Consider the following 18819-nt stretch of genomic DNA (forward strand, 5'->3'; position numbering starts at 1 on the left):
AATGCCTAACATCACTCTTGAAGGGGTGCAGAAGAACTACGGTGGAGGGTCAGCCAACGCGGTCGCCAACCTCGACCTGGAGATCCGCGACGGCGAGTTCATGTGCCTGCTCGGACCCTCGGGCTGCGGGAAGACCACCACGCTGCGCATGATCAGCGGTCTCGAGCACCCCACCGGCGGTCGCATCCGGATCGGCGACCGGGTCGTCGACTCCATCCCCGACAGCATCTACGTGCCGCCGGAGAAGCGCGATCTCGGACTCGTGTTCCAGAGCTACGCGCTGTGGCCGCACCTGACGATCGAGAACAACGTGGACTTCGGGCTCCGGCTGCGCAAGGTGCCGCGCGCCGAGCGCGAGCAGCGCAGGGCCGAGGTGATGGACAAGCTCGGCATCGCGAAGTACCGCAAGCGCTACCCGTCCGAGCTCTCGGGCGGGCAGCAGCAGCGCGTCGCGCTGGCGCGGATGCTCGCGGTGAACCCCGAGGTGCTTCTGCTGGACGAGCCGCTGTCGAACCTGGACGCGCGGCTCCGTCTCGAGATGCGAGCCGAGCTGAAGCGCATCCACGAGGAGTTCAACACCACCATCGTCTTCGTGACCCACGACCAGTGGGAGGCGATGACCCTCGCCACGCAGATCGCCGTGATGAGCGAGGGGGAGCTGCAGCAGCTGGGCACTCCCGACGAGATCTACGAGACGCCCGCGAACCGGTTCGTCGCCGAGTTCGTCGGCAACCCGCCGATCAACATCATCGAACTGGCGCGCGAGGAGAGCGGCGGGCTGGCGCTGTGGGCCATGCAGTACGTCACCTCGCGTTTCGGCGAGCTGCACGGACTCGGATCGGTCGGTGTGCGGCCAGAGGCGGTTCAGGTCACCGGCGCACCCGAGAACGTGCCGGACGGCGCGTTCAAGGCCCGGGCCCGGGTCACCGGCATCCTCCCCACAGGCGGCAGCTGGATCGTCGAGCTGGATGTCGCCGGCCGCAAGGTGTTCTCGGTCACGAGCCTCGCGCCGGTCTGCCGGGTCGACCAGGACGCCTACCTGTGGGTGCAGCCGAGCGACCTCAACCTCTTCGACCACGACGGGGCCCGGCTGCAGCCGGAGCGCCGCCTGCTGGCGGTGTAGGCACCCGACCGCCAGCGGAACCCTGCAAGTGATCAACGTACCCGGGATGCACCCGGTCGACACGAAGGAAAGAGAACGATGACGTTCACGACAAGATCGTCCGCGCGTGTTGTGACAGCGCTGGCGTCGGTATCCCTGCTCTCCGTCGGCCTCCTCGCCTGCGCCCCCTCATCCGGGGGCGCGGCAGCCGAGGAGAAGACGAAGAAGCCGGCTGTCGAGCTGGGCATCAGCGACGACGGCTACACGCTCGACAAGCTCGTCGAAGCAGCCAAGAAGGAGGGCCCGCTGGTCGTCTCCGACAGCACCGGCAAGATCACCGACATGGCGGACGCGTTCACCGAGAAGTACGGCATCAAGACCACGGGGGTGAAGCAGAAGGCCGGCGAGGCCACCGAGATCGCGATCCGGGAGGCCGCTGCCAGCAACGTGCAGACGGACGTCTTCATCCTCAGCGACGCGCCGGCCGGCAAGCGCGAGCTCGTCGACCGCGACATCGCCATCTCGTGGACTCCGCCGGACCTCGCCGACCTGATCGACAAGGAGTACAAGGACCCGCTGACGGTCGCCACCGACGTGCAGGTCTGGGGATACAACACCGAGCTCTACCCGGACGGCTGCCCGATCGACAACGTGTGGGCTCTCACCGACGAGGAGTGGAAGGGCCACGTGGTCATGCAGGACCCGACGCTGATGGCGCCGATCGTGTACTGGATCAACGAGATGGCGACCAACCACGACGACAAGATGAAGAAGGCATATGAGGACTACTTCGGAGAGAACTTCTCCGGTGATGAGGAGACCGCTTCCGCCGAGTGGCTGAAGCGCCTGGCGCAGAACGACCCGCTGCTGGTGAAGAGCGGCGGCGACTCCGCGGAGTCCGCTGGAGCGCCGGGCCAGACCGAGGGGTTCATGGGCCTGATGAGCACGGCGAAGTTCCGCGAGAACGAGGACAGCGGGTACAAGCTCGGGCTCTGCACGGGCGTGGCGCCATACTCCGCGTTCGGCTACAGCAAGGTGGGCCTGATCGCCAAGGGCACCAAGAGCCCGAACGCCGCCAAGCTCTTCATGCACTACGTGATGACCGCAGAGGGCTTCGCCCCGCAGAACGAGGACGGCAAGTTCTCCACCAACAGCGAGGTGCCGCCCGCCGAGGACGAGCCGTCCGGCATCCTCGACGTCTGGGACGAGGTCTCCATGCCCGACCGGGCGATGCTCGACAGCAACTTCGACGAGCTGCCCCGCTGGAGCGACTTCTGGATCCAGGCCAACCACTCCTGACAACTGCCGGCACCGAACGAAGCAAGGATGATCGATGACTGATGTGACCCTCGAATCCCGCACCCTGAGGCGGACGGCCGTCGGCGCCGCCCTCGGAGTCGGCGACCAGCTGCGGGCCGCCTTCCGGGCGCCCATGCAGCGAGATTTCAAGAGAGACGCGCACGACATCGTCACCGTGCACGACAAGGCGGCCGAGAAGAGCATCACGACGGTGCTGCTCTCGGGACACCCCGACTCCATGATCGTGGGCGAGGAAGGGGGCGTCAGCGGTTCCGGTCGAGTGCAATGGCACATCGATCCGATCGATGGCACCTCCAACTTCGCCCGCGGTCTGGCGTACTGGTGCGTCTCCATCGCGGCCGTCATCGAAGAGCGGGTCGTCGCGGGGGTGGTGTTCGATCCGATGGCCGGCAACGTGTTCAGCGCCGACCTGACCGGAGCCTGGCTCGGCGACGACCCGCTGACGTCACGCGCCGCCGCGGCCGAGATCGACGCCACCGTGGTCTCGAGCTTCCCGAACCCGAAGGACACCTGGCTCTTCGGCGAGACCGCCTACGAAGCGCAGGCCCGCCTGGTCGACGCGTTCCAGGCCGTGCGCAATTTCGGCAGCGGCGCGCTCAACCTCGCGCACGTCGCGGCCGGCTGGGCCGACGCGACGATGGGCTTCTACACGAACTCGTGGGACATCTCGGCAGGCGGGTTCATCCTGCAGCAGGCCGGCGGCAGCATCCAGGGCCTGGCCGGCGGAGAGCACCGCGAGACGTTCCACACATCACCCGACTACTACGCGGTCGGCGAGGGCGGCGACTACCCCACCCTCGCCGACGTCATGCGGACCTGGTCATCGCGCTACGACGCGACCAGCCCGCCTCCGCGACGCTGACACACCACCCACACGAGGAGAAGAAGAAGAATGACGAAACTCATCAGGCCCCGCGGTCTGCTGGTGGACTTCGGCGGCGTCATCGTCGAGACGGCGAGTCGCGCCGGCTGGCGCGGCGAACTGGCAGAGCTCGTGCACGACCGGCTCACCGAAGCGGGGATCGAGTTCCCGAGCCTGACGAAGGAGGCCATCGAGGACGACCTTCGAGAGGGGGCCAAGGCCGACTCGCGCTGGAAGGACGCCATGTCGCGCCCGTTCGCTCCCGCCGAGCTGACCTATCGGGAGTTCTGGGAGGGGTTCGTTGCGGCCGACTGGCCGACAGCCGCCCGGGAGTACGTCCGCGAGCACGCTCGCGAGCTGTGCCGCGAGATGGGGGAGAGAAAGCAGGAGCGCGTCACCCGCGACGGCTTCATCGAGGTCCTGGATCTGGCGGACGAGGCATCCATCCCCGTTGCCATCGTCAGCAACACCCTGATGGGCCAGGTGCATCGCGACTACCTCACCCGGCACGGACTGACCGACCGCTTCGTGGAGCAGATCTACAGCGACGAGGTCCGCGTGCGCAAGCCCAACCCCGAGATGATCCACCTCGGCGCCCGCTCGATCGACGAGACAGCAGCCACGTGCTGGTACGTGGGCGACAACTTCGACCGCGATGTGCTCTGCGGCGTGCGCGCCGGCGTCGGCGGCAACATCCTGATGGAGGCGCGCAGCACCTACGACCTGCCGTATCAGCTGTCGGTGACCGCGGATGCCGTCGTCGCCGACCCGTGGGGGCTGCTGGAGATCATGTCGGCATCGCTGGAGCGTGTTGCGTGACCGAGGAGCCGCACGCGCGATCGCGTCGACTGCGTGAGATCGCCGAGGGCGCAGCGCGGTCGGTGCAGGAGCAGCTGCGCGAGGCCTTCCGCGGTCGGATGACCGTCGATCACAAGCGGGATGCCCGCGATGTGGTCACAGTGCACGACAAGAACGCGGAGAAGGCCATCGCGGCGTACATCTTCGAGCACGAGCCCGATTCGCGGCTGCTCGGCGAGGAGGGCGGTGCCGTCGGCGACGGCAGCGTGTCGTGGTTCGTCGATCCCATCGACGGGACGAGCAACTTCGTCGACGGGATCGCGTTCTGGTGCATCTCCATCGCCGCCGCCGTGGACGGCGAGGTCGTCGCGGCAGTCATCCTCGATCCGATGGCGGACGACCTGTTCGCCGCCGACCTCGACGGCGCCTGGCTGAACGGCTCGGCGATGCGCTCGAACGCCGCGAAGGCGGAGGCGGAGGCGACGCTGATCACCGGGTACCCCAACGCCCGGCAGCTCTCGGCGCACGGCGGAGTCGCGCTCACCGACTTCGCCGAGCTGGTGCTCGCGTTCCGCGCGCTGCGCCGGCCGGGGAGCGCAGCGCTGACGCTGGCGCACGTGGCGGCGGGCTGGGCGGATGCCGCGGCGGGCTTCAGCGTGAACCCGTGGGATGTCAGCGCCGCCGAGCTCATCGTGCGGCAGGCCGGGGGGACCTACGTGCCCCTGGCGGTCGGGCAGTCGGAACGGCCCGCGCACTCCTACGAGCACCGTGGATACGTGGCCGTGGGAGGCGGAGGCTCGTACCCGACCCTGATGGCTGTCGCCCGCGACATCGCGGCGCGCAGCTGAGTCGATCCCGATGACGGCCCCGGGCGCAGATCGAGTCTGCGCCCGGGGTCTCGTCTCATCGTGATGCGGTTGACGTGATTGCATCTTGTTCGGAGATGCAGTACAACGTTGTATGGTTCGCATCTGCCGTCGACCGCGGCTCTACGACAGACGAGGGAGAACGAATGGCGGCGACGCTGCACGACGTGGCGAGGCTGGCGGGGGTCTCGATCAAGACCGTGTCGAACGTCATCAACGACTACGAGCACATCCGCCCGGCCACGCGCGCGAAGGTGGAGAAGGCGATCGGCGAGCTCGGGTACACGCCCAATCTCACCGCACGGAACCTGCGGTCGGGGCGCACGGGCGCGATCGCTCTCGCCCTGCCCGACCTGAGCCTGGCGTACTTCGCCGAGCTGGCCGCGCAGGTCATCCACGAGGCCGAAGCCGCCGGCGTCGTCGTTCTCGTCGAGCAGACCGGCGCGGATCGCGAGCGCGAGCTCGACCTGCTGCGCAGCTCGCGACTCAAGCTCACCGACGGGCTGATCTTCAGCCCGCTCGGCATGGGGCCCGATGACGTGGCGGCTCTGGACGTGCCCTATCCGCTCGTGCTGCTCGGCGAGCGCATCTTCGACGGCCCGACCGACCACGTGACCATGCGCAACGTCGACGCGGCGCGCGCGGCCACCGAGCACCTGATCGCACAGGGGCGACGCCGCATCGCCGTCGTCGGCGCCCACGAGGGCGAGATCGTCGGATCCGCGGCGCTGCGCCTGCAGGGGTACCGCGAGGCGCTGGACGCGGCCGGCATCGAGTACGACGACTCCATCGTCGGGTACACGACGCTGTGGCATCGGGCGAACGGCGCCGATTCGATGCGCGACATCCTCGCCAGGGGAGCGGAGTTCGATGCCGTCTTCGGGTTGAACGACACCCTCGCGCTGGGCGCCATGCGGGTACTGCAGGAGGCGGGTCTGCGGGTGCCGCACGACGTGTCGGTGATCGGCTTCGACGGTCTCGACGAGGCGGCGTACTCGATCCCGTCGCTCACGACGGTCGATCCCGGCCGCGGCTGGATCGCGAAGACGGCCGTTTCGACGCTGCTGGCCCGCATCGGCGGCAAGGCGGATGCTGCGCCGCAGACCCTCTTCGCCGACTACCGCATCCTCGAACGCGAGTCGTCCGCTTCCAGTTGACAGCGGCGGCCGGTGGGGTCACAATGTTTCTACAACGTTTACTACAACGTTGTAAATTCTGTGAGGATCGCTGGGCGGCATGGCGCTGGGCGATGACATCGAAGTCAGCTCTGAGAGGAAGACCCGCACAATGAAGTCACGGATCCTGGCCATCGCCGGCGTGATCACGCTCGCCGGCATCACCGCAACCGGCTGCTCCGCATCCGGAGCGGCGAGCGACGACGGCACGCTCACCTTCATGTTCCGAGGCAGCGACGCCGAGAAGGCCGCCTACACCAAGGCGATCGAGGAGTTCGAGAAGGCCAACGACGTCGACGTGAAGATCATCATGACCACGGCCGACGAGTACAGCACCAAGCTCAAGGCGGCCATCGCCGGCAAGAAGGTCCCCGACGTCTTCTACGTCGACCCTGGCAGCGTGCAGGCGTACGTGCGCTCCGGGATCATCAAGGACATCACCGCGGCCGTCGAGAAGGAGGTCGACCTCGACAACGTGTGGGCGTACGGGATCGACAGCTACCGCTTCGACGGCGCGCTCATGGGCAAGGGCGACATCTACGCCATGCCGAAGGACGTCGGCCCGTTCTCGTTCGGCTACAACAAGACGATGTTCGAAGAGGCCGGCATCCCGCTGCCCGACGTCGATCAGCCCTACACCTGGGCGGAGTTCATCGATGTCGCCAAGAAGCTGACGAAGGACAACGACGGCGACGGCAAGCTCGACCAGTGGGGCACCGGGCTGAACGTGCAGTGGAACCTGCAGTCGTTCGTGTGGTCGAACGGCGGGGACTGGCTCAACGACGACCGCACCCGGGTTACTGTCGACAGCCCCGAGTTCGTCGAGGCGCTGCAGTTCTTCGCCGACATGAGCACGAAGGACGCCGTCACCCCCTCGAGCTCCGACTCGCAGACGCTCGACACCTACCAGCGCTGGATGCAGGGCGAGATCGGGTTCTTCCCGGTCGGCCCGTGGGATGTGCCCACGTACCAGAAGCTCGACTTCGAGTGGGACCTCATCCCGTACCCGGTCGGCAAGACCGGTGAGACGGCCACCTGGACCGGAACCCTCGGCATCGCCGTCAGCGAGAGCACGAAGAACGCCGACCTCGCCACGAAGCTCGCGATCTACCTCTCGACGAACGAGACCGCGCAGCAGTCGCTCGTCGACGACGGCGTGCAGATCCCGAACCTCATCGACATGGCCGACACGTGGGTCGCCGACTCCACCACGCCGCCGGCGAACAAGCAGGAGTTCCTCGACATCGTGCAGGACTACGGCCGCGCACTGCCCGCCAACACCACCTACAGCGCCGAGTGGTACGACGAGCTGTGGAAGAACATCCAGCCCGTGCTCGACGGCAAGCAGAGCGCGAAGGACTACCTCGATGAGGTGCAGCCGCGCATGCAGGAGCTGCTCGACAAGGCCAACGCCGACGCCGGCATCGGCTGATCGTCCGCCGGGGGCGCACGCGCGCCCCCGGCACCCGCATCCGGTACCCGAAAGGAGGTGAGCCGTGATGGGCTCTCCGACCACCATCCGACGTTCCCGACTCCACCGCCGAGAGCACCTCGCCGCAGCCGCCTTCATCGCGGCTCCGGTCATCGGCTTCCTCATCTTCATCGGCTATCCCATGCTGTACGCGGTGTACGCCTCGTTCACCAAGTGGAACGGCCTGAGCGAGCCGACGTTCAACGGTCTCGACAACTACGTCGAGATGATCGGCGACCCGTACTTCTGGAAGGCGATGGGCAACACCGTCTTCATGATGATCGGCATCCCCATCGGCCTGATCATCTCGCTCCTGCTGGCCCTCGCGCTGAACCGGCGCATGCGCGGCACGACGTTCTTCCGCACCGTCTACTACGTGCCGGTCATCTCGTCGCTCGCGGCCGTGGCGATCCTGTGGCAGTGGGCCTACAACGGCGACTTCGGCCTCATCAACCAGGTGCTCGCGATGCTCGGCATCGACGGCCCGAACTGGCTGCAGGACGCGTCCACCGCGAAGCCCGCGATCATCATCATGGCGGTGTGGAAGGGCGTCGGCTTCTCGATGCTGCTGTATCTGGCCGCCCTGCAGTCGGTGCCGAGGCACCTGTACGAGGCGGCGGCGATCGACGGTGCGAACGCCCTGCAGCAGTTCCGCCACATCACGATTCCCATGCTGCGGCCGGTCACCTTCTTCCTCGTCGTGACGAGCATCATCGGCGGCGCGCAGATCTTCATCGAGATCAACATCATGACCCCCACCGGGGGGCCCGAGTTCTCGACGGCGTCCATCGTCTGGTACATCTGGCAGAAAGCCTTCAACTACCTCCAGATGGGCTACGCCACCTCGATGTCCGTGGTTCTCGGGCTGCTGGTCTTCGTCATCACCGCGATCCAGTTCCAGATGAACCGACGCTCCCAGTTCTCGATCGAGTGAGGCAGCCATGACTTTCACGACCTCGACCTCGCCGTCGCCCGCCCCCGCGACCGCCGTGGCAGTGCTCCCTCAGGACCCCGGCGGCCGCCGCCGTCGACGCGCCCCGATCGGCGACTCGTCGACCCCGGTCGGCATGCGCTCGCGCTCCTACCGCTCGATGAACGTCATCGTCACGATCGTGCTCGCCGTCGGCGGGATCATCATGATCGCGCCGCTGCTGTGGACCTTCACGACGTCGCTGAAGACCCGTGAGGCGGTGTTCGCGCTGCCGCCGCAGTGGATCCCCGACCCCGTGCAGTGGGAGAACTATCTGCGCGTGTGGTCAGCGGGTCCGCTGGCCAGCGGCATCTGGAACAGCATCGTCGTCTCGGTGAGCGTGACGGTGGTGGGCACCGCGACGAGCGCGCTCGCCGCCTTCGCGTTCGCGAAGATGCGGCTGCCCTTCAAGAACGTCGTCTTCCTCACCCTGCTCGTGGCGATCATGATCCCGTTCCCGACGATCATGATCCCGCAGTTCAAGATGTTCGGCGATCTGGGCATGGTCGACACCCTGTGGCCGCTCATCCTGCCCGGCCTGTTCGGGAACATCGTGATGATCTTCTTCCTGCGTCAGTTCCTGGACTCGGTGCCCGACTCGATCATCGAGGCCGCCAAACTCGACGGCGCCGGGTATCTGCGCATCTTCTGGACGCTGATCTTCCCCGCCATCCGCCCCGCGGTGGCTGCGCAGTTCATCCTGTGGTTCATGGCGGTGTGGAACGACTACCTGGCGCCGATCATCTACCTGAACTCGCCGGAGAGGCAGACGCTGCAGCTCGTGATCGCGAGCTTCAACGCCACCTACGCGAGCCAGACGGACTACCCGCTGATCATGGCCGCATCGTTCATCGCGCTCATCCCCGTGCTCGTGGTGTTCGTGATCTTCCAGCGGCAGATCATCGAATCCGTCGCGCTGACCGGGGCCAAGGGCTGAGCATGATCGATACCGCAGACACCGCAGACACCGTCGACACCGCAGACACCGCGACCTGGGGTGCGCGCAACGCGCACGACCCGACCGTCGTGCACGGCGACGACGGACTCTGGTACATGTTCTCGACCGACGCCGCATCGGGGCTCGACCGGGTGCCGGCCGGCGTGCACGTGCGCACCTCGCCGGACCTGGTCACGTGGACCTACCGCGGCACCGCGCTGAAGGGGGTGCCGACTCCCGCCGGCTCGTGGTCGGGGGCGGTGGGACTGTGGGCGCCGGAGGTGGTGCGCTGGCCGGCCGCCGATGCCGACGGCGACGGGCTGCGGGAGACGCGGTGGCACATGTACTACTCCGCGTCGACGTTCGGCTCGCGCACCTCGGCGATCGGACTGGCCACGGCGGCCGAGCCCGCCGGTCCCTGGCGCGACGAGGGCATCGTGATCGCGACGGACCACGCGCGCGACACGATCAACGCGATCGACGCGGCAGTCGGGTACGACCGCGACGGCACACCGTGGATGCTGTACGGATCGTTCTTCGGCGGCATCCACGCGGTAGAGCTCGCGCTCGAGACCGGCCGGCGCCGACGTGACGAACCGGGCACGCTGATCGCCCGACGACCCGCCGGCGTCGACGGCGCGATCGAGGGCGCCTACGTCGTGCAGCGCGACGGTCGCCACGTGCTCTTCGTGTCGTACGACTCGCTGGTCGACACGTACAGCGTGCGGGTGGGCATCTCGGACTCGATCACGGGGCCGTACCTCGACCACCAGGGGCGCGACCTCACCTCGCCGACCGACGAGCACGCCGTCTCGACCGGCACCAAGGTGCTCGGCGGTCTGCGCTTTCCCGGCGGCCCGGGGCTGATCGCTCCGGGGCACAACTCGATCTTCCACGACGGCACCGACACCTTCATGGTGCACCACGTGCGCTTCGCGGACGCCCCGACCGAGCACGAGGCGCAGATCCGTCGCGTGCACTGGACCGCCACGGGCTGGCCCGTCGTGTCGCCGCACCCGTATGCGGGCGACGGCACCGAGCGCCTCGCCGCTGCCGAGCCCGTCGCAGGGGAGTGGGATGCCGTGCGCTTCGCGCCGGAGACCGCCGGCGTCGTCGACGCCGAGCGCGTGCGCATCGAGTCGGATCTGATGAGCGCAGGAGAGCCGGCCACGACCCATCTGACGGTGATCCCGGACGCGTCGTCCGGCTCGGCCGGATCGGAAGCCGCCGGGCTGGATGCCGTGGTCTTCGGCGCATGGGATCCCGTCGCGGGATGCCCGGTGCTCTCGTTCAGCGGCATCGATGCCGACGGGGTGGTCTGGAGCGGCTCGAAGACGGTGCGCTCATGAGCGCCGAGACGTACGCCGCTGCAGGGTGGACGGGCCGGGTCATGCAGATGCTCGACGCCGTGTGGACCCTGGTGCTCGTCAACCTGCTGTTCATCGGCGGCGTGCTCGCGGGCGGCGTGGTGGCCGGGGTCATGCCGGCCGGCGTCGCCGCGGCATCCGTCCTGCTTCCCGGCGGCCGCCCCGCCGATGACGGCATCGTGCGCGCGTTCGTGCGGCACTACCGTGCCGCGTTCCGCCGGGCGAACCTCACCGGCATCCCGTTCCTGATCGCGGGTCTGCTGCTGGCTGCGGATGCGGCGGCGCTGGCCCGGCTCGCCGGACCGGCCGCCGCGGTGCTCTCCGGCCTCACGGCGATCGTCGCTCTCGTGGTCGTGGTGACCCTCGCGGTCACGCTGACCCTGCTCGCCCGGCACGGCGACCGGCCCTCCGCGGTGCTGCGCGCCGCCGTCGCCGTCGCGCTCTCCGCCCCCGCGACGGGCCTGGGCGTGCTCATCGCTCTGCTCGCCATGGCCGTCATCGCCGGGGTGTTCCCCGTGACGATCCCGCTGGTCGGCATCTCCCTTCCTCTCGCTGTCGCCGTGCGCCTGATCGACCGCCGTCTCGCCCGGCTTCCGATCGGCCCCGCGCAACCGACCCTCGACTCCGCCACCCCCAACCCAGACAAGGACATCCTGTGACCAAGGCACGCATCTCCATCGACCGGACCGCGGTCGTCGCTCCGATCGATCGGCGCATCTTCGGCTCGTTCGTCGAGCACCTCGGCCGCTGCGTCTACGACGGCATCTACGAGCCCGGCCACCCCACCGCGAACGAGGACGGCTTCCGTCTCGACGTCGTCGACCTGGTGCGCGAGCTCGGCTCGACCACCATCCGCTACCCCGGCGGCAACTTCGTCTCCGGCTTCCGGTGGGAGGACTCGGTCGGACCGCGCGACAAGCGCCCGGTGCGTCGTGATCTCGCCTGGCACTCGCTCGAGACCAACCAGGTCGGCGTCGACGAGTTCTCGCGCTGGCTCAAGCTCACCGGCTCCGAGCTGATGATGGCCGTCAACCTGGGCACGCGCGGCATCGAGGCGGCGCTCGACCTGCTGGAGTACTGCAACCACCCGTCGGGCACGGCGCTCAGCGATCAGCGCATCGCCAACGGCACCGTCGAACCGCACGACATCCGCATGTGGTGCCTGGGCAACGAGATGGACGGCCCCTGGCAGACCGGTTACATGACGGCCGACGACTACGGCAAGATCGCGGCCCGCACCGCCCAGGCGATGAAGGCGGCCGACCGCACGCTCGAGCTGGTGGTGTGCGGGTCATCGGGTTCCGGCATGCCGACCTTCGGCGACTGGGAGCGCACGGTGCTCGAGCACACCTACGAGCACGTCGACTTCATCTCGTGCCACGCGTACTACCAGGAGCGCGGCGGTGACCTCGCCTCGTACCTCGCGTCGTCCATCGACATGCAGTACTTCATCGAGACGGTCGTCGCCACCGCCGATCACGTGGGGCACAAGCTGAAGTCGAGCAAGAAGATCAAGCTCTCGTTCGACGAGTGGAACATCTGGTACCTCGATGAGCACCGGGAGTCGGACGAGGTGAACGACGAGTGGCGCTACGCGCCGCGCCAGCTGGAGGACGTCTACTCGGTGGCGGATGCCGTGGTGCTCGGCAACCTGCTGATCACGCTTCTGAAGAACCACGACCGCGTCGCGTCGGCCTCGCTCGCGCAGCTCGTGAACGTGATCGCCCCGATCATGACCGAGCCGGGCGGCGACGCGTGGCGGCAGACCACCTTCTTCCCCTTCTCGATCACGTCGCGTCTGGCGAAGGGCGAGGTGATCGCGCCTCGCATCGAGGTCGGGACCTACGACACCGCCGTCTACGGTCAGGCGCCCCTGGTCGACTCGGTGGTCACCGTCGATGAGGGCTCCGCGGCCGTGTTCCTCGTCAACCGCAGCCAGACCGAGTCGATCGAGGTGAGCATCGCCGTGGACGGGCTGGGCATCACGACCATCGACGAGGCCGTGACGCTGTGGGACGACGACGTGTACGCGAAGAACACGCTCGCCGAGCAGGACCGGGTCGGGCTGAAGGCCCTCGAGGGCGCGGTGATCCGCGACGGCGTGCTCACCGTCACCCTGCCGCCGGTCTCGTGGTCGGCGCTGTCGCTGTCGTGACCCGGAACCTGCGCCCGGTCGGCGCCACCGCTGCTCTGATCGCAGCGGCGGCGCTCGCCGGGTGCGCGCCGGCGAGCGCCGTCGCACCCGTGCTGACCGGCGACGTGTTCGTGCACGACCCGGCCTACGTGCAGGTCGGCGACGATCGCTTCGTCTACTCGACGGGCAACGGTCAGATCGCCGACGGGAACATCCAGATCCGCCGTTCCGACGACGGCGTCGACTGGGAGTATGCGGGCGAGGTGTGGGACGAGAAGCCGGCGTGGCTCGACGACGCGGTGCCCGGTGTCGACAACCTCTGGGCGCCCGAGCTCTACCAGCACGACGGCACCTGGTACCTCTACTACTCGGTGTCGACGTTCGGCAGCGGCGACTCGGTCATCGCCCTGGCGACGAACACGACCCTCGACCCCGACGATCCCGACTTCGAGTGGGTCGACCGCGGTGAGGTCATCGCGTCGGAGGGAACCGACTTCAACGCGATCGACGCCGGCATCGTCGAAGACGCGGACGGCACACCGTGGATGTCGTTCGGGTCGTTCTCATCGGGCATCCGGATGGTCGAACTCGAGTGGCCCAGCGGCCTGCGCGCGGACTCCGCCGCGCCGCTTCGCCTCGCCGATCGCGGTCTCGTCGAGAACGCGATCGAGGCGCCGTACATCGTCGCGCGCGACGGCTGGTTCTACCTGGTCGTCTCGCGCGGATTCTGCTGCCGGGGAGTGGACAGCACGTACGAGATCGTCGTCGGGCGGTCGAAGGACGTCGCCGGCCCCTACCTGGATGCCGACGGGACCTCACTGCTCGATGACGGCGGCACGGTCGTGCTCTCCGGCGACGGCGCCGATCGCATCGGGCCGGGCGGACAGTCGGTGTTCGGCGACACGCTGGCGTTCCACTACTACGACGGTGCGGCCGACGGCGTCCCCACGCTCGGCCTGCTGCCCCTGCAGTGGCAGGACGGCTGGCCGAGGGCGAGCTGGTGAGCGCGATGGACGGCCGGGCGTCACGCCTCGGCCGGCCCGATGCCCTCACCGTGGGATCATGACGGAATGAACACCGAGCGCAATTGGGCAGGGAACGTCGTCTACGGGGCGGCTGGGCTCGTTCATCCCGGATCGATCGACGAGGTGCGCACGGCGCTCGCCTCGAGCGAGCGGGTGCGGACGCTGGGCACCAGGCACTCGTTCAACGACATCGCCGACACCGACGGAGTGCTCATCGCGCTCGATCGGATGCCGCGTGTCGTCGAGGTCAGCGACGCGCGTGACGCTGTGCGCGTCAGCGGCGCACTGCGCTACGGCGACGTCGCACCTCAGCTCGAAGCCTCCGGTCTCGCGCTCGCCAACCTCGCCTCGCTGCCGCACATCTCGATCGCCGGCGCTGTGGCCACGGGCACGCACGGATCGGGCGACCGCTCCGGTTCGCTCGCGACCGCGGTGCGGGCGCTCACGATCGTGAGCGCCGACGGCGAGGTGCACGAACTGCGCCGCGGCGACCCCGACTTCGACGGCGCAGTCGTCTCGCTCGGTGCGCTCGGCGCCGTGATCGACCTCACGCTCGACGTGGAGCCCACGTACGCCGTCGCGCAGCACGTCTACGAGGGACCGAGCTGGGACGCGATCCTCGCCGACCTCGACGCGGTCACGGGCGCCGGCACCAGCGTGAGCATCTTCTCGACCTGGCAGCGCACCGACGCCGCCGATCAGCTGTGGGTGAAGCAGCGTCAGCCCGACGACCGCGTCGACCAGCGCGCGGCCGTCGCCGCATCGCTCGGGGCGGTGCCTGCCGCGGGCAAGCGTCACCCGATCCTCGGCGCCGATCCGCGGGCGTGCAGCGAGCAGGGCGGTGTTGCGGGGGAGTGGTTCGAGCGGCTGCCGCACTTCCGGCTCGCGTTCACCCCGTCAGCCGGCGTCGAGCTGCAGAGCGAGTACCTCGTGCCGCGTCGCGATGCGATCGATGCGATCGAGGCGGTTCGCGGGCTGGCCTCACGCATCGCGCCGCTGCTGCTCGTGAACGAGATCCGCACGGTGCGAGCCGACGAGTTGTGGTTGAGCTCGTCGTTCGGGACGGATGCCGTCGGCATCCACTTCACGTGGCGACCCGACGAGTCCGCGGTGCGGGCGCTGCTGCCGGAGATCGAGGCGGCGCTGCCGGATTCGACGCGACCGCACTGGGGCAAGATCTCGACCCTGGATGCCGCTGAGGTGCGCGCGCGCTTCCCGCGCTGGGCCGACTTCGCGGCGCTCGCCGCGTCGTACGACCCGGAGCGACGACTCGTGAACCGGCGCCTGGAGCTGCTCGGACTCTGACGGGCGCGACGCGGCAGCGTCACGCGGTGATCAGCCTCTTGTGTTCCGCTCGTGATACCGGTAACATCCGAATCAGCTGGCCCCAACGCCGTGGCATCTGTCGTATCTCGAGGAGGAGACACCCCACCCCACCGAACCCGGTGGCGCGGCCCCAGCTGATCGCGGCTCCGGCCGCCGGCCCGACCGGGCCGATCTTCCCCACCTGCCGTCTCAGGGCGCGCATGAGCGGCATCCCCTCATGCCGCTGCTCGAGCGCGCCCGCTCTTCGGCGAGCGCTGAGACGGCCGATGCACTAGAAGGAGTTCGTACACGTGAGAACACACGACAATCCTCCGCGCCGTCGGCGCCGATCAGCCCGGCGCGTGGCCGCGGTGATCGGAGTCACCGCGCTGGTCGCCTCCTCGGCGACCGCCGTCGGCCAGGCCGCCTTCGCGGCTCCGGTCGACCTCGTCGCCGACGGCACGTTCGAGACCGGGATCTCGGGCTGGACCGCGCCCTTCGGCGGCACTCTGGCCTCGAGTGACGACGCCAAGAGCGGCAGCAAGGCGCTGGCGATCAGTGGCCGCTCCGCATTCCAGTCGGGCCCCGCTGCCACCGTCACCGGCAAGCTCGCGACCAACAAGTCGTTCGACCTCAGCGTCTCCCTGAAGTTCACAGAGGCGCAGAACAACCGTGAGACGCAGAACTTCAACGCGGTGCTCTGCACGACGTCTCGCAGTCAGTGCGATGTCGTCGGGTCGGTCGCGGCGAAGAAGGGCGAATGGGCCACGCTGACCACCACCTTCACCCCGAATACCGCGGACTACGACGTTCTGTTCCTGGAGACGCCGTGGAACACCGACATCCAGTCGTTCGTGATCGACGACGTCTCGCTGCGCACAGACGACGGCGCGCCGGCCGTGACCGAGCCGCCGGCCGTGCCGGGCAACCTGCTGCCCGACGGGCGGTTCGCAGGCAGCACGACCGGATGGACGAACACCCGCGGCGGCGAACTGGCGCTCACCGCCGACGCCGCCAGCGGCTCGCACGCACTCGCCGCGACGAAGCGGGAGAACACGCAGTCAGGGCCCTTCGCCGACGTCTCGGGCAAGCTCGAGACCGGCGCCACCTATCGCATGAGCGGAAAGCTGAAGTACACCGAAGGTGAGGCGACGCAGCGCTTCAACTTCACCTTCTGCCCGTCGAACTTCAACGGCTGCGCCGACTACGGTCACACCTTCACCAAGGGGGAGTGGGGATCGTTCTCGCAGGAGTTCACTGCTGAGGCGAAGCACGCCGACGCGAACTGGTTCTTCATCGAGACGCCGTGGGGCTCGAACGCCCTGCAGGACTTCGCCGTCGACGAGATCTCGCTGATCAAGATCGCGGACGCTCCCGAGCAGCCGGCCTATCAGGGGCTCGAGGACGTGCAGACCAAGCCGATCGGCGACCACAACCCGCTCGTCGGCCACAAGTTCGGCGCCGACCCGCACCACCTCGTGTACAACGGTCGGCTCTACATCTACTCCACCGACGACACGCAGCAGTACGAGGCGAACAGCAAGGACGCCAACGGCCTGCCCACGCAGTCGAACGGCTACGGTGCCATCACGCGTCTCAACGTGATGTCGACCAGCGACATGGTGAACTGGGTCGATCACGGTGCGGTCCCGATCGCTCGCGAGGGTGGCGCCGCTCCCTGGGCGCGCAACTCGTGGGCTCCCGCGGCGATCGAGAAGGACGGCAAGGTCTACTTGTACTTCTGCGACAGCGGCACCGGGACTGCCGTCGTCGTCGGAGGCTCGCCGCTCGGGCCGTGGACCGACCCGCTCGAAAAGAAGATCATCCCCGACACCGTCGACCGCGACTACATCGCCTCGGGCGGTTTCCCCGCGGGCATGTGGCTGTTCGACCCCGAGATCTTCATCGACGACGACGGTCAGGCCTACCTCTACTTCGGCGGCAACTCGCAGATCGGCACCGCGCCGAACGTGCAGGGCCCGCAGAACCCCAAGTCGACCCGAGTCGTGAAGCTGAAGGACGACCTGGTGACCCTCGACGGCGACCCGGTCGAGATCGACGCTCCCGGCATGTTCGAGGCGTCCAGCATGTTCAAGCGCGACGGCAAGTACTACTACTCCTACTCGTCCAACTTCCAGGTGAAGGAAGAGGCAGGCAAGTACCCGAAAACCGGGGCCATCGCCTACATGATGACGGACGATCCGATGGATCTCACGGCCTCAAAGTACGCGGGTGAAGCCTTCCTGAACCAGGCGACGTTCTTCGGCGCGGGCAACGGGGGCAACAACCACTCCGACATGTTCACCTACAAGGGTGGGACCTACTTCACCTACCACGCGCAGACACGCGGAGCCGCCTGGGCCGCCGCGTTCGGCAGCCCGGGCGCCACGCAGGGCTACCGCTCGGTGCACATCGACAAGCTGGAGTTCAACGCCGACGGCACCATCAAGCCGGTGCAGGGGACCCGCGCGGGCGTCGAGCAGGTCGAGGCGTTCGACCCGTATCGCACGTTCGAGGCCGAAACCCTCGCATGGCAGCTGGGCATCACCACGGCCAAGACGGAGGCAGCATCCGTCGAGTTCCCCGAGCACAACGGCGGGGGCAACCTCGTCGTGGCATCGGTCGACGACGGTGACTTCACCGGCGTCTCCGGGGTCGACTTCGGAGCCGGCGCGAAGACCGTGTCGGCGCGGGTGAAGCCGCTGACCGAGGGCAGCAGCATCCAGGTCCGTCTCGACCAGCCCGACGGGCCGGTCGTGGCGACCCTGCCGGTGGACGGCGCGGTCGGCGAATGGACGACCGTGCAGGCCGACGTCGACGGCGCGACCGGGGAGCACGACGTGTTCTTCGTGTTCGCCGGCGGCGAAGGCGCGGAGGCAGGCGTCGACCTCGTGGAGATCGACAACTGGGCGTTCACCGGATCGCAGGATTCGGGACCCGGTGAGCAGGAGCTCACGGCGAAGCTCTCGAGCACGCAGGTCGAGGCCGGTGGCTCGGTGACGATCACCGCAGCCGGCGTCGACGCCGCGGAGGTCGAGATCGGCATCGAGAGCACCTACCGCAAGCTCGGCACGGCGCGGGTGGCAGGCGGCGCGCTGTCGGCCACCGTCGTGATCCCGGCCGACATCGAACTGGGTGCCCATGAGATCGTGCTGCGCGCCGACGGTGCAGAACTGACGCGGCTGCCTCTCACGGTGACGGCCGCCGCCGCACCGGGCGATGGCGACCCGGGCGGTGACGGTTCGAGCGACGGCGGTGTCGGCACCGGTGGATCCACCACCGGCGGCACGGCGTCGGCCGGCTCGGACGGCGGCGCACTCGCCACGACCGGTGCGGACGGCTCGGGCAGCGCCCTCGCCGCAGCGATCGCGGCGCTGCTGCTGGCTGCGGGCTCCGGTCTGTGGATGCTGCGGCGCCGCCGGTCCGGCGTGAGCGAGCTCGCGGGATGACCCTGAGTCGTCGGACTCCGCGCTGATGCCATCGGCCC

15 protein-coding genes are annotated in these 18819 nt (G+C 68.4%); all 15 read left to right on the forward strand.

What is annotated here, in order from left to right:
• Position 1 precedes the first annotated feature (1 nt).
• Positions 2 to 1123 carry an ABC transporter ATP-binding protein gene (locus H9633_RS07120; protein ID WP_191712600.1) on the forward strand — a complete coding sequence of 374 codons (1122 nt, stop codon included), beginning with the start codon at positions 2 to 4 and terminating at the stop codon, positions 1121 to 1123.
• A 78-nt stretch (positions 1124 to 1201) separates the two neighbouring features.
• Positions 1202 to 2401, forward strand: a complete 1200-nt coding sequence (locus H9633_RS07125; RefSeq protein ID WP_191712601.1) for an ABC transporter substrate-binding protein — start codon at positions 1202 to 1204, stop codon at positions 2399 to 2401.
• Between the two features lie 34 nt (positions 2402 to 2435).
• Entirely contained in the window at positions 2436 to 3284 is an 849-nt protein-coding gene (locus tag H9633_RS07130) for an inositol monophosphatase family protein (RefSeq protein ID WP_191712602.1), read from the forward strand.
• 30 nt (positions 3285 to 3314) lie between these two features.
• The gene (locus tag H9633_RS07135; RefSeq protein ID WP_191712603.1) at positions 3315 to 4103 is read left to right on the forward strand and encodes an HAD family hydrolase; all 789 of its coding nucleotides are present in this window, start codon (positions 3315 to 3317) and stop codon (positions 4101 to 4103) included.
• Positions 4100 to 4930, forward strand: coding sequence for an inositol monophosphatase family protein (locus H9633_RS07140; protein WP_318247218.1), 831 nt, complete (start codon positions 4100 to 4102; stop codon positions 4928 to 4930). Before H9633_RS07135 ends, H9633_RS07140 begins: the two co-directional genes overlap by 4 nt.
• Before the next feature lie 164 nt (positions 4931 to 5094).
• Positions 5095 to 6105, forward strand: a complete 1011-nt coding sequence (locus H9633_RS07145; protein ID WP_191712604.1) for a LacI family DNA-binding transcriptional regulator — start codon at positions 5095 to 5097, stop codon at positions 6103 to 6105.
• A 130-nt stretch (positions 6106 to 6235) separates the two neighbouring features.
• Entirely contained in the window at positions 6236 to 7555 is a 1320-nt protein-coding gene (locus H9633_RS07150; RefSeq protein ID WP_191712605.1) for an ABC transporter substrate-binding protein, read from the forward strand.
• Between the two features lie 67 nt (positions 7556 to 7622).
• Positions 7623 to 8528 (forward strand): carbohydrate ABC transporter permease, encoded by a 906-nt coding sequence (locus H9633_RS07155; protein ID WP_191712606.1) that lies wholly within the window; start codon positions 7623 to 7625, stop codon positions 8526 to 8528.
• Between the two features lie 7 nt (positions 8529 to 8535).
• Positions 8536 to 9501 (forward strand): carbohydrate ABC transporter permease, encoded by a 966-nt coding sequence (locus tag H9633_RS07160; protein ID WP_313479616.1) that lies wholly within the window; start codon positions 8536 to 8538, stop codon positions 9499 to 9501.
• 2 nt (positions 9502 to 9503) lie between these two features.
• Positions 9504 to 10850, forward strand: a complete 1347-nt coding sequence (locus tag H9633_RS07165) for an arabinan endo-1,5-alpha-L-arabinosidase (RefSeq protein WP_191712607.1) — start codon at positions 9504 to 9506, stop codon at positions 10848 to 10850.
• Entirely contained in the window at positions 10847 to 11527 is a 681-nt protein-coding gene (locus H9633_RS07170; protein ID WP_191712608.1) for a DUF624 domain-containing protein, read from the forward strand. The genes H9633_RS07165 and H9633_RS07170 overlap by 4 nt, the downstream gene beginning before the upstream one ends.
• Positions 11524 to 13023, forward strand: a complete 1500-nt coding sequence (gene arfA, locus H9633_RS07175; RefSeq protein ID WP_071644660.1) for an arabinosylfuranosidase ArfA — start codon at positions 11524 to 11526, stop codon at positions 13021 to 13023. Before H9633_RS07170 ends, arfA begins: the two co-directional genes overlap by 4 nt.
• On the forward strand, positions 13020 to 14006 hold the full coding sequence (locus H9633_RS07180; RefSeq protein WP_318247219.1) for an arabinan endo-1,5-alpha-L-arabinosidase: 987 nt from the start codon (positions 13020 to 13022) through the stop codon (positions 14004 to 14006). The genes arfA and H9633_RS07180 overlap by 4 nt, the downstream gene beginning before the upstream one ends.
• 66 nt (positions 14007 to 14072) lie before the next feature.
• The gene (locus H9633_RS07185) at positions 14073 to 15332 is read left to right on the forward strand and encodes an FAD-binding protein (RefSeq protein ID WP_191712609.1); all 1260 of its coding nucleotides are present in this window, start codon (positions 14073 to 14075) and stop codon (positions 15330 to 15332) included.
• 362 nt (positions 15333 to 15694) lie between these two features.
• Positions 15695 to 18781 carry a family 43 glycosylhydrolase gene (locus tag H9633_RS07190; protein WP_318247220.1) on the forward strand — a complete coding sequence of 1029 codons (3087 nt, stop codon included), beginning with the start codon at positions 15695 to 15697 and terminating at the stop codon, positions 18779 to 18781.
• Positions 18782 to 18819: the final 38 nt, after the last annotated feature.

The organism is Microbacterium commune (assembly GCF_014836945.1).
Taxonomy (GTDB): Bacteria; Actinomycetota; Actinomycetes; order Actinomycetales; family Microbacteriaceae; genus Microbacterium; species Microbacterium commune.